Source organism: Ignavibacteriota bacterium (genome assembly GCA_019637995.1).
Lineage (GTDB): Bacteria > Bacteroidota > Ignavibacteria > Kapaibacteriales > UBA2268 > JANJTB01.
Genome location: JAHBUQ010000002.1, coordinates 136,606 through 159,080, shown reverse-complemented (window position 1 = coordinate 159,080; position 22,475 = coordinate 136,606). Strand labels below are relative to the sequence as shown.

15 protein-coding genes and 1 tRNA gene are annotated in these 22,475 nt (G+C 34.3%); 3 read left to right on the top strand and 13 right to left on the bottom strand.

The annotated features are described in order from the left end of the window. Positions 1-276: 276 nt before the first annotated feature. The 5 genes from ribF to nusA are packed head-to-tail and all read right to left on the bottom strand — an operon-like array spanning position 277 to position 6,904. Complete coding sequence (gene ribF / locus KF896_06710; GenBank protein MBX3043389.1) at positions 277-1,209, bottom strand: riboflavin biosynthesis protein RibF; 933 nt, start codon at positions 1,207-1,209, stop codon at positions 277-279. Continuing rightward, positions 1,209-1,928 (bottom strand): tRNA pseudouridine(55) synthase TruB, encoded by a 720-nt coding sequence (truB, locus tag KF896_06705; GenBank protein MBX3043388.1) that lies wholly within the window; start codon positions 1,926-1,928, stop codon positions 1,209-1,211. Before truB ends, ribF begins: the two co-directional genes overlap by 1 nt. Positions 1,929-1,945: 17 nt before the next feature. Further along, the gene (rbfA, locus tag KF896_06700; GenBank protein ID MBX3043387.1) at positions 1,946-2,320 is read right to left on the bottom strand and encodes a 30S ribosome-binding factor RbfA; all 375 of its coding nucleotides are present in this window, start codon (positions 2,318-2,320) and stop codon (positions 1,946-1,948) included. Positions 2,321-2,338: 18 nt separating this feature from the next. After that, on the bottom strand, positions 2,339-5,536 hold the full coding sequence (gene infB / locus KF896_06695; GenBank protein ID MBX3043386.1) for a translation initiation factor IF-2: 3,198 nt from the start codon (positions 5,534-5,536) through the stop codon (positions 2,339-2,341). A 45-nt stretch (positions 5,537-5,581) separates the two neighbouring features. Further along, entirely contained in the window at positions 5,582-6,904 is a 1,323-nt protein-coding gene (nusA, locus tag KF896_06690) for a transcription termination factor NusA (protein ID MBX3043385.1), read from the bottom strand. A 572-nt stretch (positions 6,905-7,476) separates the two neighbouring features. Between nusA and pheS the strand changes: the two genes are divergently transcribed. The 3 genes from pheS to KF896_06675 all read left to right on the top strand — a co-directional run bounded on the left by pheS (position 7,477) and on the right by KF896_06675 (position 14,827). Next, entirely contained in the window at positions 7,477-8,490 is a 1,014-nt protein-coding gene (gene pheS / locus KF896_06685) for a phenylalanine--tRNA ligase subunit alpha (protein MBX3043384.1), read from the top strand. 72 nt (positions 8,491-8,562) lie between these two features. After that, a tRNA-Glu gene (locus KF896_06680) sits at positions 8,563-8,637 on the top strand. Positions 8,638-9,073: 436 nt separating this feature from the next. Further along, positions 9,074-14,827, top strand: a complete 5,754-nt coding sequence (locus KF896_06675; GenBank protein ID MBX3043383.1) for a T9SS type A sorting domain-containing protein — start codon at positions 9,074-9,076, stop codon at positions 14,825-14,827. A 79-nt stretch (positions 14,828-14,906) separates the two neighbouring features. Here KF896_06675 and KF896_06670 read toward each other — a convergent pair whose 3' ends face one another. From KF896_06670 to KF896_06635, 8 genes are all read right to left on the bottom strand, one after another. Further along, a complete protein-coding gene (locus KF896_06670) occupies positions 14,907-18,101 on the bottom strand; it encodes an OmpA family protein (protein MBX3043382.1) in 3,195 nt (1,064 codons plus the stop codon). Then, complete coding sequence (locus KF896_06665; protein MBX3043381.1) at positions 18,101-18,934, bottom strand: hypothetical protein; 834 nt, start codon at positions 18,932-18,934, stop codon at positions 18,101-18,103. Before KF896_06665 ends, KF896_06670 begins: the two co-directional genes overlap by 1 nt. Positions 18,935-18,989: 55 nt before the next feature. After that, positions 18,990-19,439 carry a hypothetical protein gene (locus tag KF896_06660; protein MBX3043380.1) on the bottom strand — a complete coding sequence of 150 codons (450 nt, stop codon included), beginning with the start codon at positions 19,437-19,439 and terminating at the stop codon, positions 18,990-18,992. Between the two features lie 55 nt (positions 19,440-19,494). After that, positions 19,495-19,977 (bottom strand): hypothetical protein, encoded by a 483-nt coding sequence (locus KF896_06655; GenBank protein ID MBX3043379.1) that lies wholly within the window; start codon positions 19,975-19,977, stop codon positions 19,495-19,497. Positions 19,978-19,996: 19 nt separating this feature from the next. Continuing rightward, entirely contained in the window at positions 19,997-20,542 is a 546-nt protein-coding gene (locus KF896_06650) for a hypothetical protein (protein MBX3043378.1), read from the bottom strand. Positions 20,543-20,607: 65 nt separating this feature from the next. Then, a complete protein-coding gene (locus KF896_06645; protein MBX3043377.1) occupies positions 20,608-21,144 on the bottom strand; it encodes a hypothetical protein in 537 nt (178 codons plus the stop codon). 50 nt (positions 21,145-21,194) lie between these two features. After that, a complete protein-coding gene (locus tag KF896_06640) occupies positions 21,195-21,644 on the bottom strand; it encodes a hypothetical protein (protein ID MBX3043376.1) in 450 nt (149 codons plus the stop codon). Positions 21,645-22,115: 471 nt separating this feature from the next. Then, the gene (locus KF896_06635) at positions 22,116-22,265 is read right to left on the bottom strand and encodes a hypothetical protein (GenBank protein MBX3043375.1); all 150 of its coding nucleotides are present in this window, start codon (positions 22,263-22,265) and stop codon (positions 22,116-22,118) included. Between the last annotated feature and the right edge of the window lie 210 nt (positions 22,266-22,475).

Below are 22,475 nucleotides of genomic sequence, written 5' to 3'. Positions count from 1 at the left end.
ATATTAGAATTGTAAAACTCAGCCAAAATTAATAAATGTTCAAATAAATTATTCACTTCCTAATATTATTATCGTAAATACTTTGGTTTTTAATCAATTTTCCATTTTTTAATTCAAATTTGCATACGGCTAAAGCCGTATGTTTCGAACTCGAGCAACAAAGGGCTTTAGCCCTTTGTAAAATGGTATAGCTGATAAGTTACCATCAAAACTTTCTTTGTCAGCGTGATTTTTGATAACTTTACAAAATGATATAGCTGAATAGTTACACAGAATTTATGATATAAGCTCAAGGCATGTATTTTTATCTAATTTAATTTGATTTTTCAGTTCATCAATACCGGAGAATTTCTTTTCATCACGGATTTTTTTTACGAAATGCAAAGTAATTGTCTCTCCATAAATATCAAGATTGAAATCAAAAAAATTGGCTTCTATAGTCAGAATACGATTACTTGTAACAGTTGGTTTGTATCCAATATTAGCCATTCCGTAATACTTCCTGCCGTGAATAATGGAGTACACAAAATATACTCCCACAGGTGGAAGGAGCTTGTGCTCATCATCCGGTAACAAATTCGCTGTTGGGAAACCGATTGTCCTTCCGCGCTTGAGTCCGTGTATGACTTCGCCACGAAGACCGTAATGATGTCCCAGAAATTTATTTGCCGTGATTAAATCTGAGTTAAGAAGAGCTTTTCTTATAGCTGAACTTGAAATTGAGTGGTCTGCCTCGCCAATCCTTTCTAGTCTTTCAATCTCAAAATTATGGATAGGGGAGAGTTCTTTCAGAAGATTTTCATTGCCGTTTCTGTCTTTTCCGAATAAATGGTCATATCCAATTAAAATCCTCTTCATTCCAACTTTTTCTATAAGATAATCAACAACAAATTCGCGGGCAGTGATTTGAGAAAATTCATAAGTAAATGGGATTATTAAAACATTTTGAACTCTAAATTTTTTGAATAATTCCAATCTTTCTTCAATTGAAGTAAGCAAACTTACAGATGATTTTCCGGTTTTCTTCAGAACAATTTGAGGGTGGGGATGAATTGTAAGAATTAGATTTCGCAGGTGATTATCTTCTGAAATTTTTAACAATTTATTGATAATAAACTGATGTCCAAGATGAATACCATCGAAAGTACCAACAGTCAGTATGGTATCCTTCTGAAAATTTATTTCATCGAAACTACGAAAAATATTCATTATTTGCCGGAATAATTTGAAATAATATCAATAAAATCATTCATTTTGATAGCATCATCGGCTCTAAAATCGCCAATGGCAGTTCTTCTCAAAGATTTTAAGTAACCACCGACTCCCAATTTCTCGCCTAAATCATAAGCGAACGACCTTATATAAGTTCCTTTGGAGCATTTAATATAAAAATCAACGAGTGGTGGTTCATATTTTGCAATGACGTTGAAAAAATCAACTTCATTTGCTTTTAGCTCAATTTTAATATCTTTTCTGGCTAACTCATATAGCTTTTTGCCGTTAACTTTCTTGGCAGAAAACATAGGTGGAAACTGCTTATGCCTTCCGATAAAGCTTCTGGATGACTCAATGACCATTTCATCTGAAATGTGAGAAATGTCTTTGATATTCTCTTCCGGAAACTCAGAGTCATAAGATTTTGTTACAGCACCTATTTTAATTTCGCCGGTATATTCTTTGTATAAGTCCTGGAATTCGTTGATTTTTTTGGTGAATTTACCTGTGCATATTATCAGCAAACCGGTTGCCAAAGGGTCTAAAGTTCCTGCGTGACCAACTTTTTTTACTTTGAGTAAATTTCGAATTTTTGCAACGACATTGAAAGATGTCCAATCAACTGGCTTATCTATAAGAATTGCCGCCCCGGTTGAATGTGAAGCGGCAATAAATTCTTCGATATTATCTGTATTACTTTTTGAGAATATCATTTATAATATTTCAACATTTAATCTGATTGAGTAAAATTATCATCATCAGTGTTGCTGCTTTTTACGGAATTTAAGAGCGATTGAATATGTTCAATCTGGTCTAAAGTATCGTCGAGATAGAATTTTAGATCAGGTACTGATTTTAATCTCATATCTTTAGCGATAATATGTCTCAGCTCGCCTCGTTGATTTTCAAGTTCGTCAATTAGTTTACCCGGCTGACTATTTTTTCCAAAAAGACTTATATAAAGTTTAGCATTTTGTAAATCTTTAGAAATTCTGACAGCAGTCAAAGTAGCAAAACCGGCTTTGATACTATTTGAAATATCTACAATCGGTTGTGCAAGGATTCTTTTTATTTCATTAGCTACTTTTTCTGGTCTGTGTGGCATATTCGCAAATAATAATAATTATTTAAATTTTCTTTTAATTTCAATAAGCTTGAACGACTCAATTATATCGCCTTCCATAACATCGTTAAATCCGGCAAACTGGATGCCGCATTCGAATCCTGTATCAACTTCTTTTACGTCGTCTTTACCACGTTTGAGAGATGAAATGTTTCCTTCAAATTCAAGAAGTCCGTCTCTTAGTACTCGAACCTTGTCATTACGCAAAATCTTTCCGCTTTTGACAAAACATCCTGCAATAGTTCCTATTTTGGAAACTTTGAATGTCTTTCTTATTTCTACTGTTGAAGTAATTTCTTCTTTGTATTCCGGAGTAAGGAGTCCCTCTAAAGCAAGTTGAACTTCATTAATACAGTCATAAATAATGTCATAGTGTCGAACATCAACAAGTTCATTTTCTGCAGCTTTACGGGCTTTACCTGTAGGATTAACATTGAAACCAATTACAACTGCACCTGATGCCGATGCAAGCATGACATCTGTCTCAGTAATTGGACCAACACCCTTATGTAATATTGATACACGTACCTCATCCCGGGATAACTTGAGAAGTGAATCGCTGAGTGCTTCGACAGAACCGGCAACATCACCCTTTATAACAAGGTTAAGTTCCTTAACACCACCAATTTGAATTTGTGCTGAAATCTGGTCAAGTGTAAGATGTCGAACTTTTCTCATATCCTGTTCACGGCGAAGCTGTTTACGTTCATTTGCAATATCGCGGGCTTCGGAGTCAGTATGGGTTACTATGAATGTATCGCCAACTTCAGGTAGCCCGTCAAATCCAATAACCATAACCGGTGTGGATGGACCTGCTTCTTCAATTTTATTCTCTCTTTCATTCAGCAACGCTCTTACCTTACCTGAATGAATACCTGTTACGAATGCGTCTCCAACTTTGAGAGTACCTTTCTGAACAATGATAGTAGCAGTAGAACCCCAACCTTTTTTCATATTTGATTCGATTACAATGCCCCTTGTCATTCTTTCGACAACAGCCTTGAGTTCAAGAATTTCAGCTTCAATCAGTACTTTTTCCATAAGCTTATCAATATTTAATCCCTGTTTTGCTGAGATTTCAACTGATTGATATTTACCGCCCCATTCTTCAACAAGGATAGCATGATCAGCTAACTGTTGTCTTATACGGTCAGGATTTGCATCGGGTTTGTCAATTTTATTAATTGCCACAACAATCGGTACGTTTGCAGCTTTGGCGTGGCTAATTGCTTCAATAGTTTGAGGCATCACGCTGTCATCAGCAGCAACAACAAGTATTACGATGTCAGTTACCTGAGCTCCACGGGCACGCATTGCAGTAAAGGCTTCGTGGCCCGGTGTATCGAGGAAGGTGATAGATTTTCCTGTATCAAGAAATACCTGATAAGCACCAATATGCTGAGTTATGCCTCCGGCTTCACCCGCAACAACATTCGCATTGCGGATATGGTCAAGAAGTGATGTCTTTCCGTGGTCAACGTGCCCCATAATTGTAACAATAGGGGGTCTTTCAGTTAATAAAGTTTCGTCATCAAAATCATCTTCGACGATTTGAATTTCTTTTTCATCAAGGAAATCAACACTAAAACCATAGTCATCAGCGATTAAGGTAATGGTATCCTTATCAAGACGCTGATTAATCGTTACCATTAAGCCTAATTCCATACATTTAAGTATGATATCAGAAGTATTGATATCCATCATATTTGCAAGGTCGCCGGTTGTAACAAACTCGCTGAGTCTCAGCATTTTTGAATCTCTGTCTGCTGCCTCTTTTACTTTAAGTTCTTTTTCCTCACGTTCAATACGTTTTTTCATACGTAATTTAGCTCTTTGCGAAGTAAATGCAGAGCCATCCATACCGGATAAAGTTTCTTTAATTGCTCTGTCAACCTCTTCCTGGCTAATCATTTCACGTATTGATTTTTTGCGTTTTCTTTTCTTCCTGTCTTCTTTTTCGACTTCTTTTACTTTGACTTCTTTATCTTTGAATTTAGCCTTGTTATCAGCATCAGTAGTCTCAGTTGCTTTTAATCTGTCTTTTTCTCGAATTAAGCCGGGAATAACCCTTCCTCCACTTGTAGCCGGAGTTTGAGTTGGAGTTGAAGACTTACTCTGTTCTCCAGGACCATCAGCAGGCTTAATATGTTTTCTCTTTTTGAATTTTGAAGGTTTTGCCTCGCCATCCTTGACGTCGCCTCTGTTTCTTCTTTCAGGTTTAACAGGTTTAACAGGTGCAGGAGGTGTAAGGTCAATTTTTCCTAAAACTGTAAGACCTTTGAGATGATGTGCTTCACCCGGTTCGGTTTCAGGTTGAGCCGGCTTTTTCTTCTTACGCCTTTTTTCACGTCTTTTGTCAACTTGCGCTTGTTCTTGCTCAGATTCGGCAGGTTTATCTTCAGTCTTTGGCTTATCTATTTGGACAGGATCTGTAGTATCTGTTGGTTCTTTAGCTTTATCAATTACAGATGCTGTTTCTTGTTCGTGTTTGACTTCTTTTTGTTCAGATTTTTCTTTAATTTCAATTATTGGTTCTTCTTGCTTAGGTTCAACCTTTTTCTCTTCAGGTTTAGTCTCATGTTTTTTTTCTTCTACCTTAACTTGAGGCTCAGCAGACTTTGGAGTTTCTTTTGTAACTTCTTTTGGAATCTCTATTTCGGGTTGTTTGACTACTTCAACTTTCGGTGGCTCAGGTTTAGTTTCTACTTTAATTTCAGGTATTTCAGACTTAACTTCTTTTGGTTGTTCTATAGGCTTTGCTTGAAGTTCCGATGTGGGCTGCTTCAGTGGTTCTTCTATTTTTATTTCAGCCTTAGCATTTTCAACCGGTTTAATATCAACAACTTCCGGTACAGAAACAGGTAGTTCGGGCTCTGTTTTTATCTGGGGTTCAGCAAGAGGTTTTGCAACTGCGATGCTTTCAGCATGAGTTGTATGCTTTTCTTCTTTCTCATTATGAGGTTTAACAACATCAGCGCGAATTTCCTTATGCTTCTGGATTTTTTCGCGTTGGATTTCAGCAGCTCTTCGCTCCTTCTTGAACTTCTCCATAACAACATCAATCATCTTCTCTGTAAGAGTAGCTGTTGGTTTGTTCTGAATATCGAAGCCCTTTGACTGAAGATACTCTACTATAGCATCTTTGCCGATATTAATTTCAGAAGCAATTCTAAATAATTTGACTGAACCTGAACCCATATTATAATCTGTATATTTTAATTAAATTTAAATTATTAAATTAATTTACTCTTTTTCAAACGCTTTTATTCTATCTACGTATTCTTTGCTTTCTGATTCATCAAACTCAATGAGAATAATCAGTCGCAATTCAATTAATTTCTCTTTGGTCATACCTTCTAATGCAAGTAAATCTTCAGGTTCTGCCTCAAGGAATTCACGGGCTGTTTCAATACCTAAGGAAATAACTGCCGTGAATAATTCATCACCAAACTCTGCCTTAAATTCAGCAAGTTCGATGTCTTCCTCACCTGATTTACTTAGAATAATATTAAAACCGGTAAGCATTGAAGCTAAACGCACATTCTGTCCACTTTTGCCTACAGCGAGTGCAACCTGATCATCACCCACAATTACATTTGCAGTTCGTGTTTCCATATTTACTTCAATATCACTAACTTTCGCTGGTGATAATGCGCGGGATATATAAAGTTTTGGCTCGTCAGAAAATTCGATTAAGTCAATATTTTCATTATTTAATTCTCTGACAATTGAGTGAATTCTTATACCTTTCATACCAACGCAAGCGCCAACAGGGTCAACTCTGTCATCATAAGAAATAACAGCAACTTTTGACCTTTCGCCCGGGTCACGGGCAATAGATTTGATTTGGATAATTCCATCATAAATTTCAGGAATTTCGATTTCAAATAATTTTGCTAAAAATTCATTATTTGAACGGGATAAAACTATTTCGGGCTGACCACCCATTCCGTTGCGTTTAACTTCTTTTACAATAGCTTTTATCGTATGATTTTTCTTGTATTTATATGGCTCATTTGGAATTTGTTCTTCACGGGGAAGACGCATTTCGATTTTATTATGTAAAATAAGTAAATCGTGTCGTCTTATCTGGTATATTTCACCTACAATGATTTCGCCTACTTTTGATGCATACTCACGATAGATATTATCTTTTTCAACATCACGAATACGCTGATTTAAATTCTGAGAAGCAAGAGTAACAAGTCTTCTTCCAAAACTATCGGCAATATTATCAAGTGTGATTTCCTCGATAAAGTCGTCGCCAATCTCAACTGCCTCTTCGCTGTACTTCAATGCTTCATCAAGAGAAATTTGAAGAACGTCATCTTCAACAGTCTCAACAATCTCTCTCATAAGGTAGATTTCGATATCACCCTTGTCCATGTTGACTATTATCTCAAAGTTAGCATCCTGCCCATACTTCTTACGAATAATCATAGATAAAGTCTCTTCAAGAATACCCTGAAGAAGGTCCCTGTCAATGCTTTTATGCTTAGCCATTTCTGTAAAGGCTTCGACAATTACCCTTTTATCAATCTTATGTTTGGCTTTTCCGCGTGCCATAGTTTTGCATCTAAGTTTGTGAAAAAAATACTCTATAACAAAAATGGGCTATATTAGCCCAAACCCGTTTTAAAATGTTTACAAAAATACGTTATTTTTTCCATATAATCAAGAAATTTATGAATTTTAGTCAATTTCAAGCCACATATTAAAATATTGCAATAGAATTATTTGTAATAATTAAGCAACTATTGAAGAAAAGCAATTATTTGTGTCCTGCTAAATAATGAAATTACAATATTCCGTTCACACAGATTTATCAAAAAATTATTAAACCATTAAAATTTGTACAATCTCATCAATGCCTTTTCAAAATCGGATATCAATTTTTAATTATTTATATTTCTTCATTTTTTCTAATTATTCTCGACATTTCAATTTTATGTTAATTGTATTATTTTTAAATTATCATTATCAATAATTAAGCTAAATTGACTTTCACAATTTATTTAATATTTTTTACTAACTATAATTTTTAAACTTTTCGGCAATTTTTCACATTGATAAAATTATGATTGTAAAAAAATCATTATATTTACATTTTTGGAAATTGCATATTACAAAAATATATTATGATTGAAGAAATAAAGAAAGTTCGTCTTGAGGCAGAAGCATCTCTAAACAAGGTGAAGGATTTGAATTCACTGGAAGCTTACCGCATGGAATTTCTCATAAAAAAAGGGAAAGTTCAGGGATTACTTGAAAGAATGAAAGATGTTCCCAAAGAGGAAAAGCCCTTAATTGGTAAAGAGCTTAATTTACTCAGACAATTTGCCGAAGGTGAGTATTCACGTCTTAAAGAAGAATTTGAATCTGCAGCGGAAACAATTGCAGATATTGATTTGACGCTTCCGGGAAGACGTAGTTTCAAAGGCACGTTTCACCCCGTTTTGAAAACAATTGAAGATTTTGTCAAAATATTCGACACTATGGGCTTTACAGTTGCAGAAGGTCCTGACGTTGAAGATGGATTCCATAATTTTGATGCATTAAATTTTGCCCAGGACCATCCGGCTCGCGATATGCAGGATACATTCTTCGTCGAAAGCGATAAAGAACTGCTTTTGAGAACTCATACAACACCTGTGCAGGTTCGAATTATGATGTCACAGAAACCACCAATCCGCTCAATAATGCCCGGAAGAGTTTATCGCAACGAGGCAATAAGTGCAAGAGCCCTTGCTGAATTTCATCAGATTGACGGCATTTATATTGATAAAAATGTAACTTTTGCAGAGCTCAAAGCAACAATGATAGCCTTTGCAAAGCGTATGTATGGAGAAGATTTGAAATTCCGTTTCCGTCCATCATATTTTCCATTTACAGAGCCAAGTGCTGAAGTGGATATAACTTGCTATCTGTGTAGTGGAAAAGGCTGCCGCGTTTGTAAATATTCCGGCTGGCTTGAAATCGCAGGTTGTGGAATGGTGCACCCGAATGTGCTGACTGCATGCGGTATTGACCCTGAAGAATACAGTGGATATGCATTTGGTTTTGGTATAGAAAGAATCACTATGCTTAGAACCGGGATTGATGATATCCGGTATTTATATGAAAATGATTTGCGTGTTTTAAAGCAATTTTAAAAAATAATTTGCACAGAATAAAAAAAAGTATTATTTTTGTATTCTTGTAATTTTACGAATTGCAAACTAACCGGTCCCATCGACTAACGGTTAGGTCACCAGCCTTTCACGCTGGCAGTAGGGGTTCGAATCCCCTTGGGATCACCAAGACATATTTTTAGATATGACGCAAGCCCTTGAGAAATCAAGGGCTTTTTCTTTTTAGGAAAATGCTGAGTCTTTATAATAAGAAAAGTAAGCAGAAAGTTTAATTAATTTCTATTTTTTTGATTAAATTGATACTTTTTTTTAAGATGATATTCTTCATATTCTATTCTGTTGAAAAATACCAGAATGATTTCAAAGTATTCTCAATTTTATCATATACTTTTGGTGATAATTTGTTGTAGAATTATTAATATTTTCTTTTATGATACTAAATAATCAGACCCTTTTTTCGATTGGATACAATGCTTCATAATAATTAACTTAAAATTAATTTATTTTATTTATAAATATATTAAATAATAATACGTTAAAGGAGAAAGAGTTTAAAAATTTGTAATGACTAAAATATTAATTAGAAATATATATGGAGTTTATTATGAAGCATTTATACTGTTGTATTATCATTATCTTGGCTTCAAATTTGCTTGGAGCGCAAGAATATTGGGAGAAAATTTCTCCCGATGGTCAGTTTGTCAATTTCACCAAAGTACCTAATTCAGACATTTGTATTTCAATTACAGATGCCGGTGAAATTTTTAGAAGTACAGATGATGGTTATAACTGGACAAATTCTGAATTTAATCTTAACCATAATGTTTCAGAATTCAGATATATAAACGGAAATCTATATGCTTCAAATCCAGCTTCAACATCAAAATCAACGGATAATGGTATTTCCTGGGCAGGGATTTTTACATCTGATAACGAATCATCCGAATGGCATTTTGAGGGCAATAATAATGGAGAATTGATAAGGACAGTTTCAAAAAAAATTTATTATTCAAGCAATTCCGGTAATTCGTGGAATCTTGTACATACTTTATCAGAGGATTCCCCAACCATTTTAAAAGCTAAAATTGATGACAGCAGCAGAATACACATTTTTTTGCGTTTCAAATTAGGGAATACTTTTTTAAGGAAAATAATTCATTCAGAAGACTATGGAAATACATGGGAATTTCCGATTTTTGAGTACCCGGCAGAATTTTTTTATGATTTTGATTTATCTTTAAATGGTACAAGATATATATTAATTAAAGGTGAAATAAACTCTTATGATGTATTAAAATGGGGAGTTAATGATATAAGCTGGGATTATGTTTTTAATACTGATTTCAAAACTGCAAAAGTGTTTGCAGATGATTTTCATGCATTAGTTGCCGCGATTGCTACTACAGAACATGAATATAAAATATTCCGTACATCGAACAACGGATTAAATTGGGATGAAATACGACATCATTCAATCAGCAATTCAATTTTCAATCCGACTCATTTTGATTATAATTATGATGAAAAATTGCTATCTGTGCGGGATAGTGCAAATATCAAAGTTTTCTTCAAAAAAGCAGGAACCTTATTTGAGCCGGCTTCATGTCCAATATCCAGTTTGCAAAATTCAGTTTATGTTGATAATAACTTAACCCCATTTCGTGTTACCGGCTCATCCTCCGGAGAAGATGGTTCTGGTATCTTAAGATGCAATAAAACTGTAATTTGTAATCCGGTAAACTATATTTCAAATTGGGGGAATTATATAAAGTATATCAATTTTATTGATAGAAATGGAGAAATTTTATTCGGACCTTACAAGTACAAAGGCAACAAAGTATGGACTTTAGACGATTGGCTCGAAAACGTACCTTTGAATTATGCGGGAGGTTATGCAGGAGGTATAACAAATCAATTTTATGTAAATGGTAAATCATTTGTTGCAAGACATCGTGGAATATATATTTCTCATGATAATGGTGCCTCTTATCAAGCACTTCCAATTGAAAATATGTATTTACCAACATTAAATGTAGCACTTGACGAAATTAATAATGATATACTTTCAAGCGGAAATATATTTATCAAATTTTCACATTTGAGCTCATGGCCTCCAAACTCTTACGACAGACAATGGATTGATAATCAGGATACAATTAAGTGGAATGACTTTCCTAATAATTATACGCGATTCACAGACCATACCAAGAAACGTTATCATGTTGCTATATTAGGCTCTGATACAGTTTTTGCATCAGAATTTCCAACAGGTGAAAATTATAAGATGCTTAGAATATGGGATGGAAATTCTTATACTAACAGTGATTTTAAGATTGATGATGATTTTGCAGATATAAAATCAAATGGAGTTGATAAATTTTGGATAACACGTTCCAGAATAAACAATCTCACAGCCGGTTCAATTGTCGAGGTTAATGGAAGATTTAATAGTTTTGAAACTTTACCTGAAATCTATTTCAGAAATTTTTTGCAAAGCATTAATAATTTTGATTTTTTAAATGGGAAAATATATGTGTCGACAGGTAATGGTGTTTATAGAACATCGAAAAATTTAAACCTTCCCAAATTAACTCTGAATGTTAAAGGAAGTGCTGTAACTACTTCTATCGGCGATACTCTAACATTGGAATTTACCTTGTTTTCAGAAAACAGTATTATTGACGAGACAGTAAAAATTAATATTTTCAATCCTTTAATTGACTCAACTTTAAGTATTGCTGTTGATTCAACCGGTAAATTGTTTTATAACTTTATTATTAGTGACAGTGTCGCATTTGGAGATTATCAGCTATCTGCTTTTGCAACCGGTGATAATAATCAAAGCAGTAATACAGTTCCCGTCTTGATAAATGTCGCCGACTTTAATTCAAATCGTTATTATATACATGAAAATGAAGGTTTCAAAATTATATTTGATGCAGGATTAAATAATGAATTTATTAATAATGCAGGTAAATTGTCATTAAAAAATCAGCAGGAAATTCGAATAAATGATATATTGGTTTATAATGGCTCTGTCGAAATTGATATTAATTCATTTACATTTTCAGGTAATGGTGAATTATTTATAGAAAATTCTATTGTTCCCGGAAGTTTATTACCTGAAAAATTTGTATTGTTTAATGGAAATTTCAGTTTGAATTTCTTTAACCCTAATTTATTAATAATTCCACATTCATACAGTTCAGCTTTCGATAATGCTACTAAATTTTTTGGGGCTGTTCTTGAAATTGACAGTTTGGGATTCTTAAGAGACAACAAAGTTGTATCAGGTATCAAGTTTGATGCTGCTGTAAGAGTACCCGGAGTAAAGGGAAGTTGCGAAGCCGGAGTACAGTCTAAGCTCATTTTGAGAGAAATGGAATTTTCTAAGACAGGGATAAATTTAACAAATGCAAGTTTACAGAATATTGGCTTGATTCCAACTGTTTGTATAAAGGATTTATCTGTATCATACGAATCTGAAAAGGATTCACTATTCATTAGTGGTGAACTTTCGACTTCTTTTTTTGAAAGTATAGTTGCAGAATGTGGTTTAATAGGAGGGAATATTAATTTTATTGGTCTTAGCGTAACCACCACCCAACCAATACCTATAATTGGCACTCCAATCGGCTTAAAGTCTATTTCAGGAAGTGTTTCCGGTATTGTAAATCCACCGTTAATAATTGAAATAGGTGCAACATTATCAAGTATAAAAGAAGGTCTTTTTGAAATAAATCTTACTGGAGAATTGGAAATACCCAATCGAATTTCATTTTTAGCTAATGGTAATTTCATTAAAATACCGGGTGATGATAAATGGCAAATTGTGAGTAATATTGGTGGTGAACTGGATGTCCGAAGCCATATCAATTTGTTTGGAAATGTACAGGCACTTACTCTCGGAGGCAGCGACTATTTTATATCAGCATCTGCCGATTTGAATTATGTCTGGTCACCTTCTGAAAGACTTAGTGGGAATCTGAATGGAAATGTTACCATTCAGGAAGTAGAAGATTGGCAAGGAAATATTATTTACGATTTAGTTGATAAGTTTGTTGGTTTGCCTTATCAAATCGCAAATGGCGAATTAGCTTTTGAAGATGAAAGAATTGCAGGTCAATTTTCATCGCAACTGCCAATATTCGGCTCTGTAGATATTTTTATGACAGCTGATTTATCACAAAACTTTCCTGAATGCTGTGAAATAGGATTAGGTTCTGTAAACATAAATGAATTTGTTAAACAAGGAATTCCACCTGCTTTCAATTTGCCTTCGGGTGATGAAGGTTTGATTGACAATAAAAGAGATTCACCAATTGTACTTAAAAATATTCCTTATCTGCTAAGCAATACGAGAAGAGATACCATTCCCGTAGCTTACAATACATCAATGATTATTGCGATGATATCAAGCAGCAACATTCTGCCTGAATCTTCAATTAAGAATCCCGAGGGTAATACATTTACTCAAACTAATCAGGATACAACCATTGTTTATCATGAAAATGTTTCCAAAAAAGTTGCTGTTTGGCTATTAAAAAATCCGCAACAAGGTGAATGGATAATTGAATTTATTGATTCAGATGAAAATGATTCTCTTGATGTGTTTGCTTTTTTCAATCAGGAAATAGCAGATATTAATATTATTAAGAATGATAATGATATTCAATTTTTATGGGATGGAACACCGGCTGAAGATAGCACCGTATATGATTTTTATATTGATAACAACAATGAAGGTTTTAATGGTCTGTTTATTGGTTCCGCTTATGAACACAGCGAATTGTTTGAATTTACATTTCAGGATAATTTCCCCCATTGTGATAACTACTTCTATGTAGTAAAAAAGGAAGGTGGAATTTTAATTAGAAAATATCTTGATACAATAGTTCAGTTTGATAAAAATAATATTCAAGCTCCAAGTGATTTTTCTTTCTCCTATAACAGCACTACAGATTCGCTTACTTTTTCTTGGCAATCAAACATTTTAAATGTTAATGGCTTTATAATAAAGCAAGTAAAAAATTCAAATGACAGCACAATAGCCGTCTTAGACGCACAGACCATGCAATTTTCATTAAAATTGTCTGATTTTGAAGGTGAGTATTTTTATATGTATTCATTTTCAGAATCAGGCGATATTAGCTGTCAATCCAGCTTGTTTAGGTTAGAAAAGCCTGCTTTAGAAATGCATAATATCTCATTAAATCAGGGTTGGAACCTCATCTCCACTTATGTCGATCCGGAGAATACATCTATTCCGGTAGTTTGGGAAGATGTGAAGGAAAACGTGGTTATTATCAAGAATAATGCGGGTGCTACATATATTCCATCATTTGATATAGACGGAATTGTTAATTGGAATGTGATTGAAGGTTATCAGGTTTATGCATCTCAGTCAGATTCACTCATAATCACAGGGCAGCAAGTTGTTCCCGAAGATAATGATATTGCTCTTACTTCGGGTTGGAAAATTGTTTCCTACCTGCGTAACAGCCCGATGAATATCATAGATGCCCTCGTCACTCTTACTGATGATGAAGCACTCGTAATTGCCAAAAATAATTCAGGAGGCACGTATTTGCCTATGTTCGACATCAATACAATCGGCAATATGCAGCCCGGACAAGGCTATCAGATGTACCTGAGCAAAAATTCAACTCTGACTTATCCTGCTAACTCTTCAGGGAAGCGAGCTATGGCTGGTGAACCGTTTGTCAGATTACCGAAAATTCTGAAGCCTGAACACAGTCACACAGGGAATAACTCAACCCTTGTTGTTCTTGCAGATACTCCTGACGGCAATGAAATTGGCATATATTCCGAAAATGATGTGCTTATCGGCTCAGGCATATTCTTCGATGGTAAAGCAGCAGTTACAATTTGGGGTGATAATCCCCAAACGCCTGAAACTGACGGAGCGAAAGCCAATTACGAATTACGAATGAAAAATTACGATGTCAATACTGGTAGAATCAGCGAAGTTGAAATCTCAGAACTTACTGACATTATCAGTGGCGATGGATATTCACAGCTTACTTACAAGCGTGACGCTCTAATACTTGCTAAAGCAAAAGTGGAAAGTCAAGGTAGTGATTTATCGCTTTCGGTACGTCCGAATCCGTTTTCAGATGAACTTGCTATCGAGTTTAATCTGATGAATGAAGAAGAAGTATCAGTCAGAGTTTACGATGTAAGCGGTGGATTAGTTCGCTCACTTTACGCAGGTCAACTGAATGCCGGCTCGCAGAAATTCTCATTAAACGGCTCAAACCTTGCAAGTGGTGAATACACTATAATTCTCACAATCGGAAACGAAAGATTCATGCGGAAAATTGTGAGAGTGAAATAATCTTTCAACAACTAAAACCAGAGATAATTTATAAGCCCGATGCAGAGATGTGTCGGGCATTTATACCGAATGGAAAAAATCACTTGCCGGATATTAAAGTAAGCTCTACTCTCATATTTTTTTGGCGTCCGGCAGGAGTATCATTTGTACTTATAGGTCTTAATGAACCGTAGGCAGTAGAGATTAGGCGGCTTTGATTTATACCTTTCTGCACGAGATAGCCGACTACCTCCTTAGAGCGGCTGTGAGAAATATTAAAATTATCCTCAAGCGAGCCGAAATTATCCGAATGCCCTTCAATTCTCAGTGTAAATTTAGGATTAGAGTTCATAAACTCTGCTACCCTGTCGAGATAGCGTTTCATGCCCGGCGCTAAAAATGTTGTATTTGACTTTTGGAAGAACAGCGGTCTAAGCGTTCCGGGCTTTATCTCATCAGTTATTGCAGGGAAGTCAATCTCAGAGAATGAATCCAAATTGTTAATATTCAAAATTATTTCTTGGTCAGATTTATTTTTAAATAAAATTGTTTCATCAATTATTACTTCATTTTCAATGGAACTTTGTAAATTATCATTTTGTTCAGGACTGTCAACTATGCTTCCCTCAAAATCAAAATCAGAAACAATAAAATCTTTTCCATCGTGAATTTGGGTTGGTTCTTCTTTGTATAATTCAGTAATATTAATTAATTCAAAGTCTAAATTCGAAATATAATCACCGAATTCTGATGCTTTAATTTCAAAATCAATAACTTGCGGATTAGATTTTACTTTTAATATTGCAAGTTGCATGGAATCAATTTGAGCACTGTATTTTCCCGGTAAAAGCCCATCAAAAAAATATGAGCCGTCAGAAAAAACAAACACATTGGACCGGAACTTATTATCTGTACCTGAAATATGAATTCTTATACCGCCCTGACCGCGTAAGCCCGAATCATACTGCCGCCTTACATAACCTTCAATTACACCTCCCTGTTGACAAGGGATATTTATTGATTTATAACTATATGGCTTTGATATAAATGCAAGCTCAGTAATAGTAGGAATTAACGAATTACTTGGCAGTGATTCAGCTTTTACCCTTAAATTATATCTTGTTCCAGGTAATAAATTAGTTACAACATAATAATCTTTCAGCTTTGTCTTCTTGGCTAAAGCATCTAAAAGAACAAAATCAGCATCAGGTATTAAATCTTCATCATCATCTAAAATCCCGTTATAATTTTTATCAACAAAAAACTTAACAGCAACCGAACTTTTACCATTCAAATTAGATGAACCCATTGAATTAATAAATGCAAATGTTGCATTCTGTGAATCAAATTCAAGCGAGCCACTCATATCTGTTGCAAAAACCGGGTCTCTTCCATTCATTATATCTGCTGAGGAGTTACTTCTTAATGATTGTGTATTCAGATTCAACCCAAACCTGAAAGTAGAAGATCCATTGCTTGCATAATAAACATAGTTGCCATTGAAAGTCACATTTCTCATTACCTGAAATTGAAAACCTCCTGAGATTGAATTTATATTTAAATTGGAAGGCTCAATAAATGTAGAGGCATTTAGCGAAATTCTGTTAATGAAATCAATAAATTTTGGAATTCTGTTAATTGAATATGTCGCATTTATTGACATATTTTGATTAATGTTATCAATTTCCAATGCTCTGTCTCTTAGTGTCAGGTTGTGTCTTATTGATAAGTTAAGTGAACGATAGAAGTAATTCAGTGTTGAATAAAAGTTATTTGTGTTCCATTCTTTAAATTCGTCCCTCGAGCCGAATAGAGAAAATGTAAGTGGTATATCGCCAATTCTATTAATCGAACCAATAAAATTAATTGAACTTAACTGATTTGTACTTTGAATATTTCTATCAAAATATGTGTAATATACTTCGAAATTTCCTACTTTGTTATTGGGAAGCTTTATCCCTGCTTCATAAATACCACTATTTGTAGCTGTTAAGTTTAGCAATGTATTATTGAATATATTTATTGATGTTTGGTTTATAAAGTTAACATTGCTTGTTGTTTCTTCCTTAATAGCAGTGAAAGATGTTGAAAGCCAAGTAAAAACCCCACTGTTTAATGTGCCCTCAAGTAGTTTAATTCCGGTGTTTTCATCCTGACCCGCAGCAAAAGAGTACTTTAATTCTCCTGGTACGAGTATTTGATTTGGAATATTTAAAATACGCTCTTCGGTTACAAATTCACCTTTGGTGCCATAAATTTTTACCTTTATATTTGTCATACCATAAGTCACAGGTATCTCAAATCTGTAGTAACCGTTCAAGTCTGCCCTTTTAACTTCATACAACTGGTCAGCTAAATATAACTCGACAGTCCAGTCCGGCTCTATTACATCTTCAATTATATAATCTGTAAATACATTTGGCATTTTATAATTTTCATTTGTTAGCTGAACGCCTCTTAAATTATAAAACGGCCTTCTGAAACCCCGGCTGCCGGTCGTTCTTATGGACATATTCTGAATATTTCCAATGGAAATAGACTCAAGCCAATCAGAATTAATCAAATACCTCCATCGGAATCTATCCTGATAGGTTAATTGGTCTGATGAATGTCGTCCAAATATATTATACTGAAATTCTCCGTTTAGCAATTCAAGACCAAGATTACCACTAAAATTATAACTTTGGTAATTTGCAGATTGAGATGTTCCCAAATTATAATCTAATACACCGCCATTTAGTAGTGTAAATGTATTTGATGATATAAGCGGAAAATTATATACTTCTTTGCTTTTAGAGGTAAATGATTCCATCGTTTGATTTGTTCTAATCGCCCTCATAAATGGTAATTCATAATCCGATTGAACTAATATTGATAAACTATTAAATAACACATTGAACTGCAACTTGAAAATTTTTGCAAATATATCAGTTCTGACATATATTTGTAAGTCCGTTGCAAACCATAATTTATCATTTAAATCTGATTTATTTCCTGAAATATCAATTATTTCTTTTGTTTTAAAATCTATAGCAAATGAGCTGTCAGAGTTATTTACGTAGCCGCTGTATCTACGATTATCATTGACGTTATAGAATATTTTAAAAAATGATAAGGCTTCTTCAAATGGAATGTAAACACTGTCATTTTCCATAAATACTATAAATTCGGACGAGTATTTTTTATGTACCAATCCGAAGATTGCCTCTTCCCTTGATTCTTCAGCACTCAAAAAGTGACTTTGCAGAATTATAAAGGGCAGAAGTATGACAATATATCTGCCCGTTAATTTCATCAGATTCCGGTAACATCAACGGTGAATGTCTCTTTAACCGGCTTAAGTGATACCTTGAAATCACTCGGTACATCTTTGTGTTCGTTTGACATTGTCAGTTCGACGTTGTAGCGCCCATTGGCAAAAAGTTTTTTATCAAATTTGAATGAACGGGTTCCTGTAAAGTAAAATGGGGTCATGTCTTTACTTTGAGCGACTAATTTTCCATTCATATCATAAACTTTCATTTCTGAAGTACCTAAGAATGGAGCATTGCCCTCTTTGTTCACTTCAACCATTATGTTGACTTTTGCTGAGTCAGAATATGATCCTATTGGTTTTACATTTATTTCGCAGAATGTTTTGCCTTTATCTACAATTAAAGCTGAAACCAATGTAAAATGAATATCTATCTTTGCAGTAATTGTCTCTGAATAACTTGTATCAATTTCTTCCGGTGGATTTTTTGAAAGTACATGTATTCTTCCAAAATATGTTCCATCAGGTACATCGCCCATATTACCCAACATAAACTTGACAACCTGCTCTTCATTGGCTTTTAGAAGTAATCTTTTAGGAAACATTCTGACATAAGGTACTGCTGACCATTTAGCTCCGGGAAGTGTGTCTCCATAGACTAACGAATAGTTTCCGAGAGAATCATAATCCGGATATCCGAATTCTAAGTCAATTATTATTTCCTTAGTTTCATTTGTCATATTTAATACTTTCAGGTTACTTGCACGGTTCTTTTGATTCAGAAATACAGCCTGTGGATATATTCCCACTTGTGCAGACATATCACATAACAAAACTAAAAAAATTATCACGCAAAGTATGGATAATTGTTTCATAAAGATAACTCCTTTCAAAATATATAAAATTAATAAATTACTTTATTTGAATCAGTTATAAATCTGCATATTCCACAGCAATATTAGGTGATATTTCGTATTTGCCGGGTTGTGTGTGTTTTTTGACTTCAACTGATTTTATTTTAATTGTTACTAAAAATAAATCTTGCTCACTCTTGTATATTCCGTTGCCTTCAAACTGAAATTCGAATCCTGTAATCGGACCTGTTTTCCATTCTGCATCTATTATCAGAAAATCATTGCCTAATTCGCTGCTCTTTGTTATTCTGATTAATCTGTCCTTTTTGCATTTAATTGCAAATTTGATTATTTGCTCTTCGTAATCAAAATATTTTTTTGTACCAATTGGAATTAAGCCGATGTTTAAATCTAATATTGTATAGATTTCAATGGAATCATCTTTTTCATCATTACTAAAACTAACATATCCCGTTGAGAGATATGTCAGTACAATTAAAACCAATATGTTTTTAAATGATTTCATTTCTTTTTATAATGCACCCATATTGCTATGGGTGCATTAAGTTTAGTGATAGATATTACAGCCCTTGGTATGAATATTCTATACCAAGTTGGAATGTAGTGTTTCCCAAATCGGCTCCGGTAGCATCAATTCCTTCAAGTTCGTAGAATACATCAAAGAATGATTCTGCAGGGTAATCAGGTAATTGGTATGTCCCACTGGTTCCTTGCACAGACTCTTCATCAGGTCCGTACCATTGACCGGTTAGAGTCGGAGGAACACCGGTTTGTCCAACTGCTACAGGTCCCAAAAAATTGATGTTTACCAATCTTCCCGGTTCACCTTCAACAGCGAAAATCCAATAATTTTCATCATCTAATGTGCGTGTCTGATTTTGAATTACATCAAAAGTAAGAGCACTCTGGGGCACAGTTACACTTAATGGTGTAATGACTGTAGTTGACATTGAGCCTGTTTCACCTTCTACCGGATTATGTGTCTGTGCGAAAACACTGCCGGTCAGTAGCAAAACAAACAAAAAATATACTAACTTTTTCATGATTGTACCTTTAAATTAATTATAAACCGGTGTATTTACCTGTTGCTGTAGCTGTAAAAGTTTTCGGACCGGTAGTTACAGTACTTGCAGTAGCATCAATTTCACTTACAAGCAAGGCAATCCAACCTTCAGATTGTACGTCAAACCAATTAAATGTTCCACCAATTGCTTGCTTTGGAACATCTGGCCACGTAAATGTTTGAGGAGGTGCTTCTTCAAGGAAATACCACTGAGCCAACAGCTTAACTCCGCTGACCGGATTTGGTAGAGTTAATGTAAGCGATACAGTATAGTCGCTTTCTTTCTGCATTCTGAATAACATAACAGCACCGGTTGTCATTACATCGCCTGTTTCAGGTGCATCAGGGTTGAAAGTTCTTTTCTGTCCCTTGATTACATCCGCTAAGTAAGGAGTTGCATTTGGAGTAATGTCCCAAATTAGAAATGGCCTGATAACTTTTGCTATCATTTGACCGTCATCTGATACAGGTGTATTATGTTGCGAAAATGCAACTAATGTACCAAACAAGCCTAAAATAACCGATATAAAAATAAACTTTTTCATGATTTTTCTCCAATTAATTTTAAATGATTTTTGTTTTTGGGGGCACTTTTCAGCCCCCGTTTATACTATAAATTATGATATGATGCATTGATGGTTTGAACAAAGGTAACTTGTCCCGGTTCTGCACCATCGTGAGCCCATACCCAGTGATAAATTATATGCAGATAGTACTTACCTGTGGCACTTAAATTAACAATTTCCTTGCTGTCATTAAAATTTAGTTGAGGAATAGCGTTAAGTGGTTGACCGATTTGTGGAGCAGATATACCTCTGAAAGTAAAATATATTTCTACATTATTTTTCATTGTTTCAGTTTCCACATTAATTTCGATATCTCTTGCGGCTTCACCCGTAAATGTAAAGATGCTCCTTTTGTCCGAATCTTCATTACCGTTAGCACCAAATATATATTTTGATCCGACCGGTACAGTGGGCCAATTTAAAAAATCGCCATGCCAATTAGGCGTCACAGACAAAGGAGTAATAACTAAACAAGACAAATTGCCTGATTCTAATACCGGAGCATTGAAATTCATTCCTTGCGAAAGGAGTGTATTCCACCCGCATATAAGTATTATCAATATTACTATATATTTTTTCATATATTTACTCCGGTGAATAATGAGCTATTTTATGCCCATCTGCCAAAGAATTACAATCCTGTATATTTTGCTTCAACATCAAGACTGAATTTGTATGTACCAGTACCGGCATTAGTAGCATCTGCACCTGTGCAAGTCCATGTAACTGTTGCCTGACCACTTCCATCTAATGCTGTAGGAGCAGTTGATATTGTTTCTGCTAAAGTAAGAGCACCCGACGGATTGCCTGCATCAGCAGTAGGACCTGTTATTGTAACATCAATTGGATAATTTACTTCACCGGTGATTGCAAAAGTAAGTGATAATGCGTCCCAAGTACGAACTTGTCCTTGAATCACGTCCGGTAACTTAATAAGACCATTATTATCAACTGCTACTTCCAAAGGTTGAATTACTTTTACATCAAATTGAGCAGTTGCTGTTACAGGGTCATTGTGACCAGCGAAAGCGAAAGTTGTTGCAAGAATAGCAACGACGAGAATAGCTAAAAACTTTTTCATGATAAAACCCTTTTTAAAAATTAATAAAATATAGAAAAACAATTTTTACATCGAAAAACCGAACATGCCCGATTTTTGGCGCCTTCCTTAATGGGCGAAATCAGTTCCCGATGCTACTTGTTGCCGATATATAAATAATAAAAACATAATAAATACGTTTTTACTTGTGCTTTTAAAATTTTCATGATAAAAGCACCCTTTTTATGCCCGAAGTAGCTGCCACTCCTTTGGGCTTTTTATTTTTCATACTTTTCAAAGAACATTTTTAAATTCTGTAAATTTCTGCAGTGCTAAAATAACAAGACTTGATAATCTGTGCAATACCAAATACTACGCAATTTGCATTTTACGTGTTTCTACTGATAGGAATAGATTTGTTTTCATTGCAATTTTTCAAAGAACATTTTTAAATTCTGTAAATTTCTGCAGTGCTAAAATAACAAGACTTGATAATCTGTGCAATACCAAATCCTACGCAATTTGCATTTTACGTGTTTCTACGTATAGATGTATTCTTGAAATTGTATATTCCTGTCCTGCAAAACCCTGAGTTATACTGAGTTTTTCGAGACAAACTACTAAGCCGGAATGTGCAATAGTACAGTCTTCGACTTCGCTCATAGAGATTTATGAAGTATCATAATTCAATAAATCTTTATCAATTACGCATTATTGCATAACGCAGAATTGTATATTTATTTAAAAGATATACACAATTATGTTGTACATAGCCACAAGCGAATTATTTTGAAAACAATATAATAACAGAAAAAATGATAAAAATTTTTTTAAATTTAGAAATATTCTTTAGAAAATTATTATTATTTTGAT

Bases quoted from the DNA above. Each gene is read 5' to 3' on its own strand.
- KF896_06650 (MBX3043378.1), bottom strand. From the start codon at position 20,542: ATGAAAAAGTTTATTTTTATATCGGTTATTTTAGGCTTGTTTGGTACA.
- KF896_06645 (MBX3043377.1), bottom strand. From the start codon at position 21,144: ATGAAAAAATATATAGTAATATTGATAATACTTATATGCGGGTGGAAT.
- nusA (MBX3043385.1), bottom strand. From the start codon at position 6,904: ATGGCACGCGGAAAAGCCAAACATAAGATTGATAAAAGGGTAATTGTC.
- infB (MBX3043386.1), bottom strand. From the start codon at position 5,536: ATGGGTTCAGGTTCAGTCAAATTATTTAGAATTGCTTCTGAAATTAAT.
- KF896_06675 (MBX3043383.1), top strand. From the start codon at position 9,074: ATGAAGCATTTATACTGTTGTATTATCATTATCTTGGCTTCAAATTTG.
- truB (MBX3043388.1), bottom strand. From the start codon at position 1,928: ATGATATTCTCAAAAAGTAATACAGATAATATCGAAGAATTTATTGCC.
- rbfA (MBX3043387.1), bottom strand. From the start codon at position 2,320: ATGCCACACAGACCAGAAAAAGTAGCTAATGAAATAAAAAGAATCCTT.
- KF896_06635 (MBX3043375.1), bottom strand. From the start codon at position 22,265: ATGAGCGAAGTCGAAGACTGTACTATTGCACATTCCGGCTTAGTAGTT.
- pheS (MBX3043384.1), top strand. From the start codon at position 7,477: ATGATTGAAGAAATAAAGAAAGTTCGTCTTGAGGCAGAAGCATCTCTA.
- KF896_06640 (MBX3043376.1), bottom strand. From the start codon at position 21,644: ATGAAAAAGTTTTTAGCTATTCTCGTCGTTGCTATTCTTGCAACAACT.
- KF896_06655 (MBX3043379.1), bottom strand. From the start codon at position 19,977: ATGAAAAAGTTAGTATATTTTTTGTTTGTTTTGCTACTGACCGGCAGT.
- ribF (MBX3043389.1), bottom strand. From the start codon at position 1,209: ATGAATATTTTTCGTAGTTTCGATGAAATAAATTTTCAGAAGGATACC.
- KF896_06670 (MBX3043382.1), bottom strand. From the start codon at position 18,101: ATGAAATTAACGGGCAGATATATTGTCATACTTCTGCCCTTTATAATT.
- KF896_06665 (MBX3043381.1), bottom strand. From the start codon at position 18,934: ATGAAACAATTATCCATACTTTGCGTGATAATTTTTTTAGTTTTGTTA.
- KF896_06660 (MBX3043380.1), bottom strand. From the start codon at position 19,439: ATGAAATCATTTAAAAACATATTGGTTTTAATTGTACTGACATATCTC.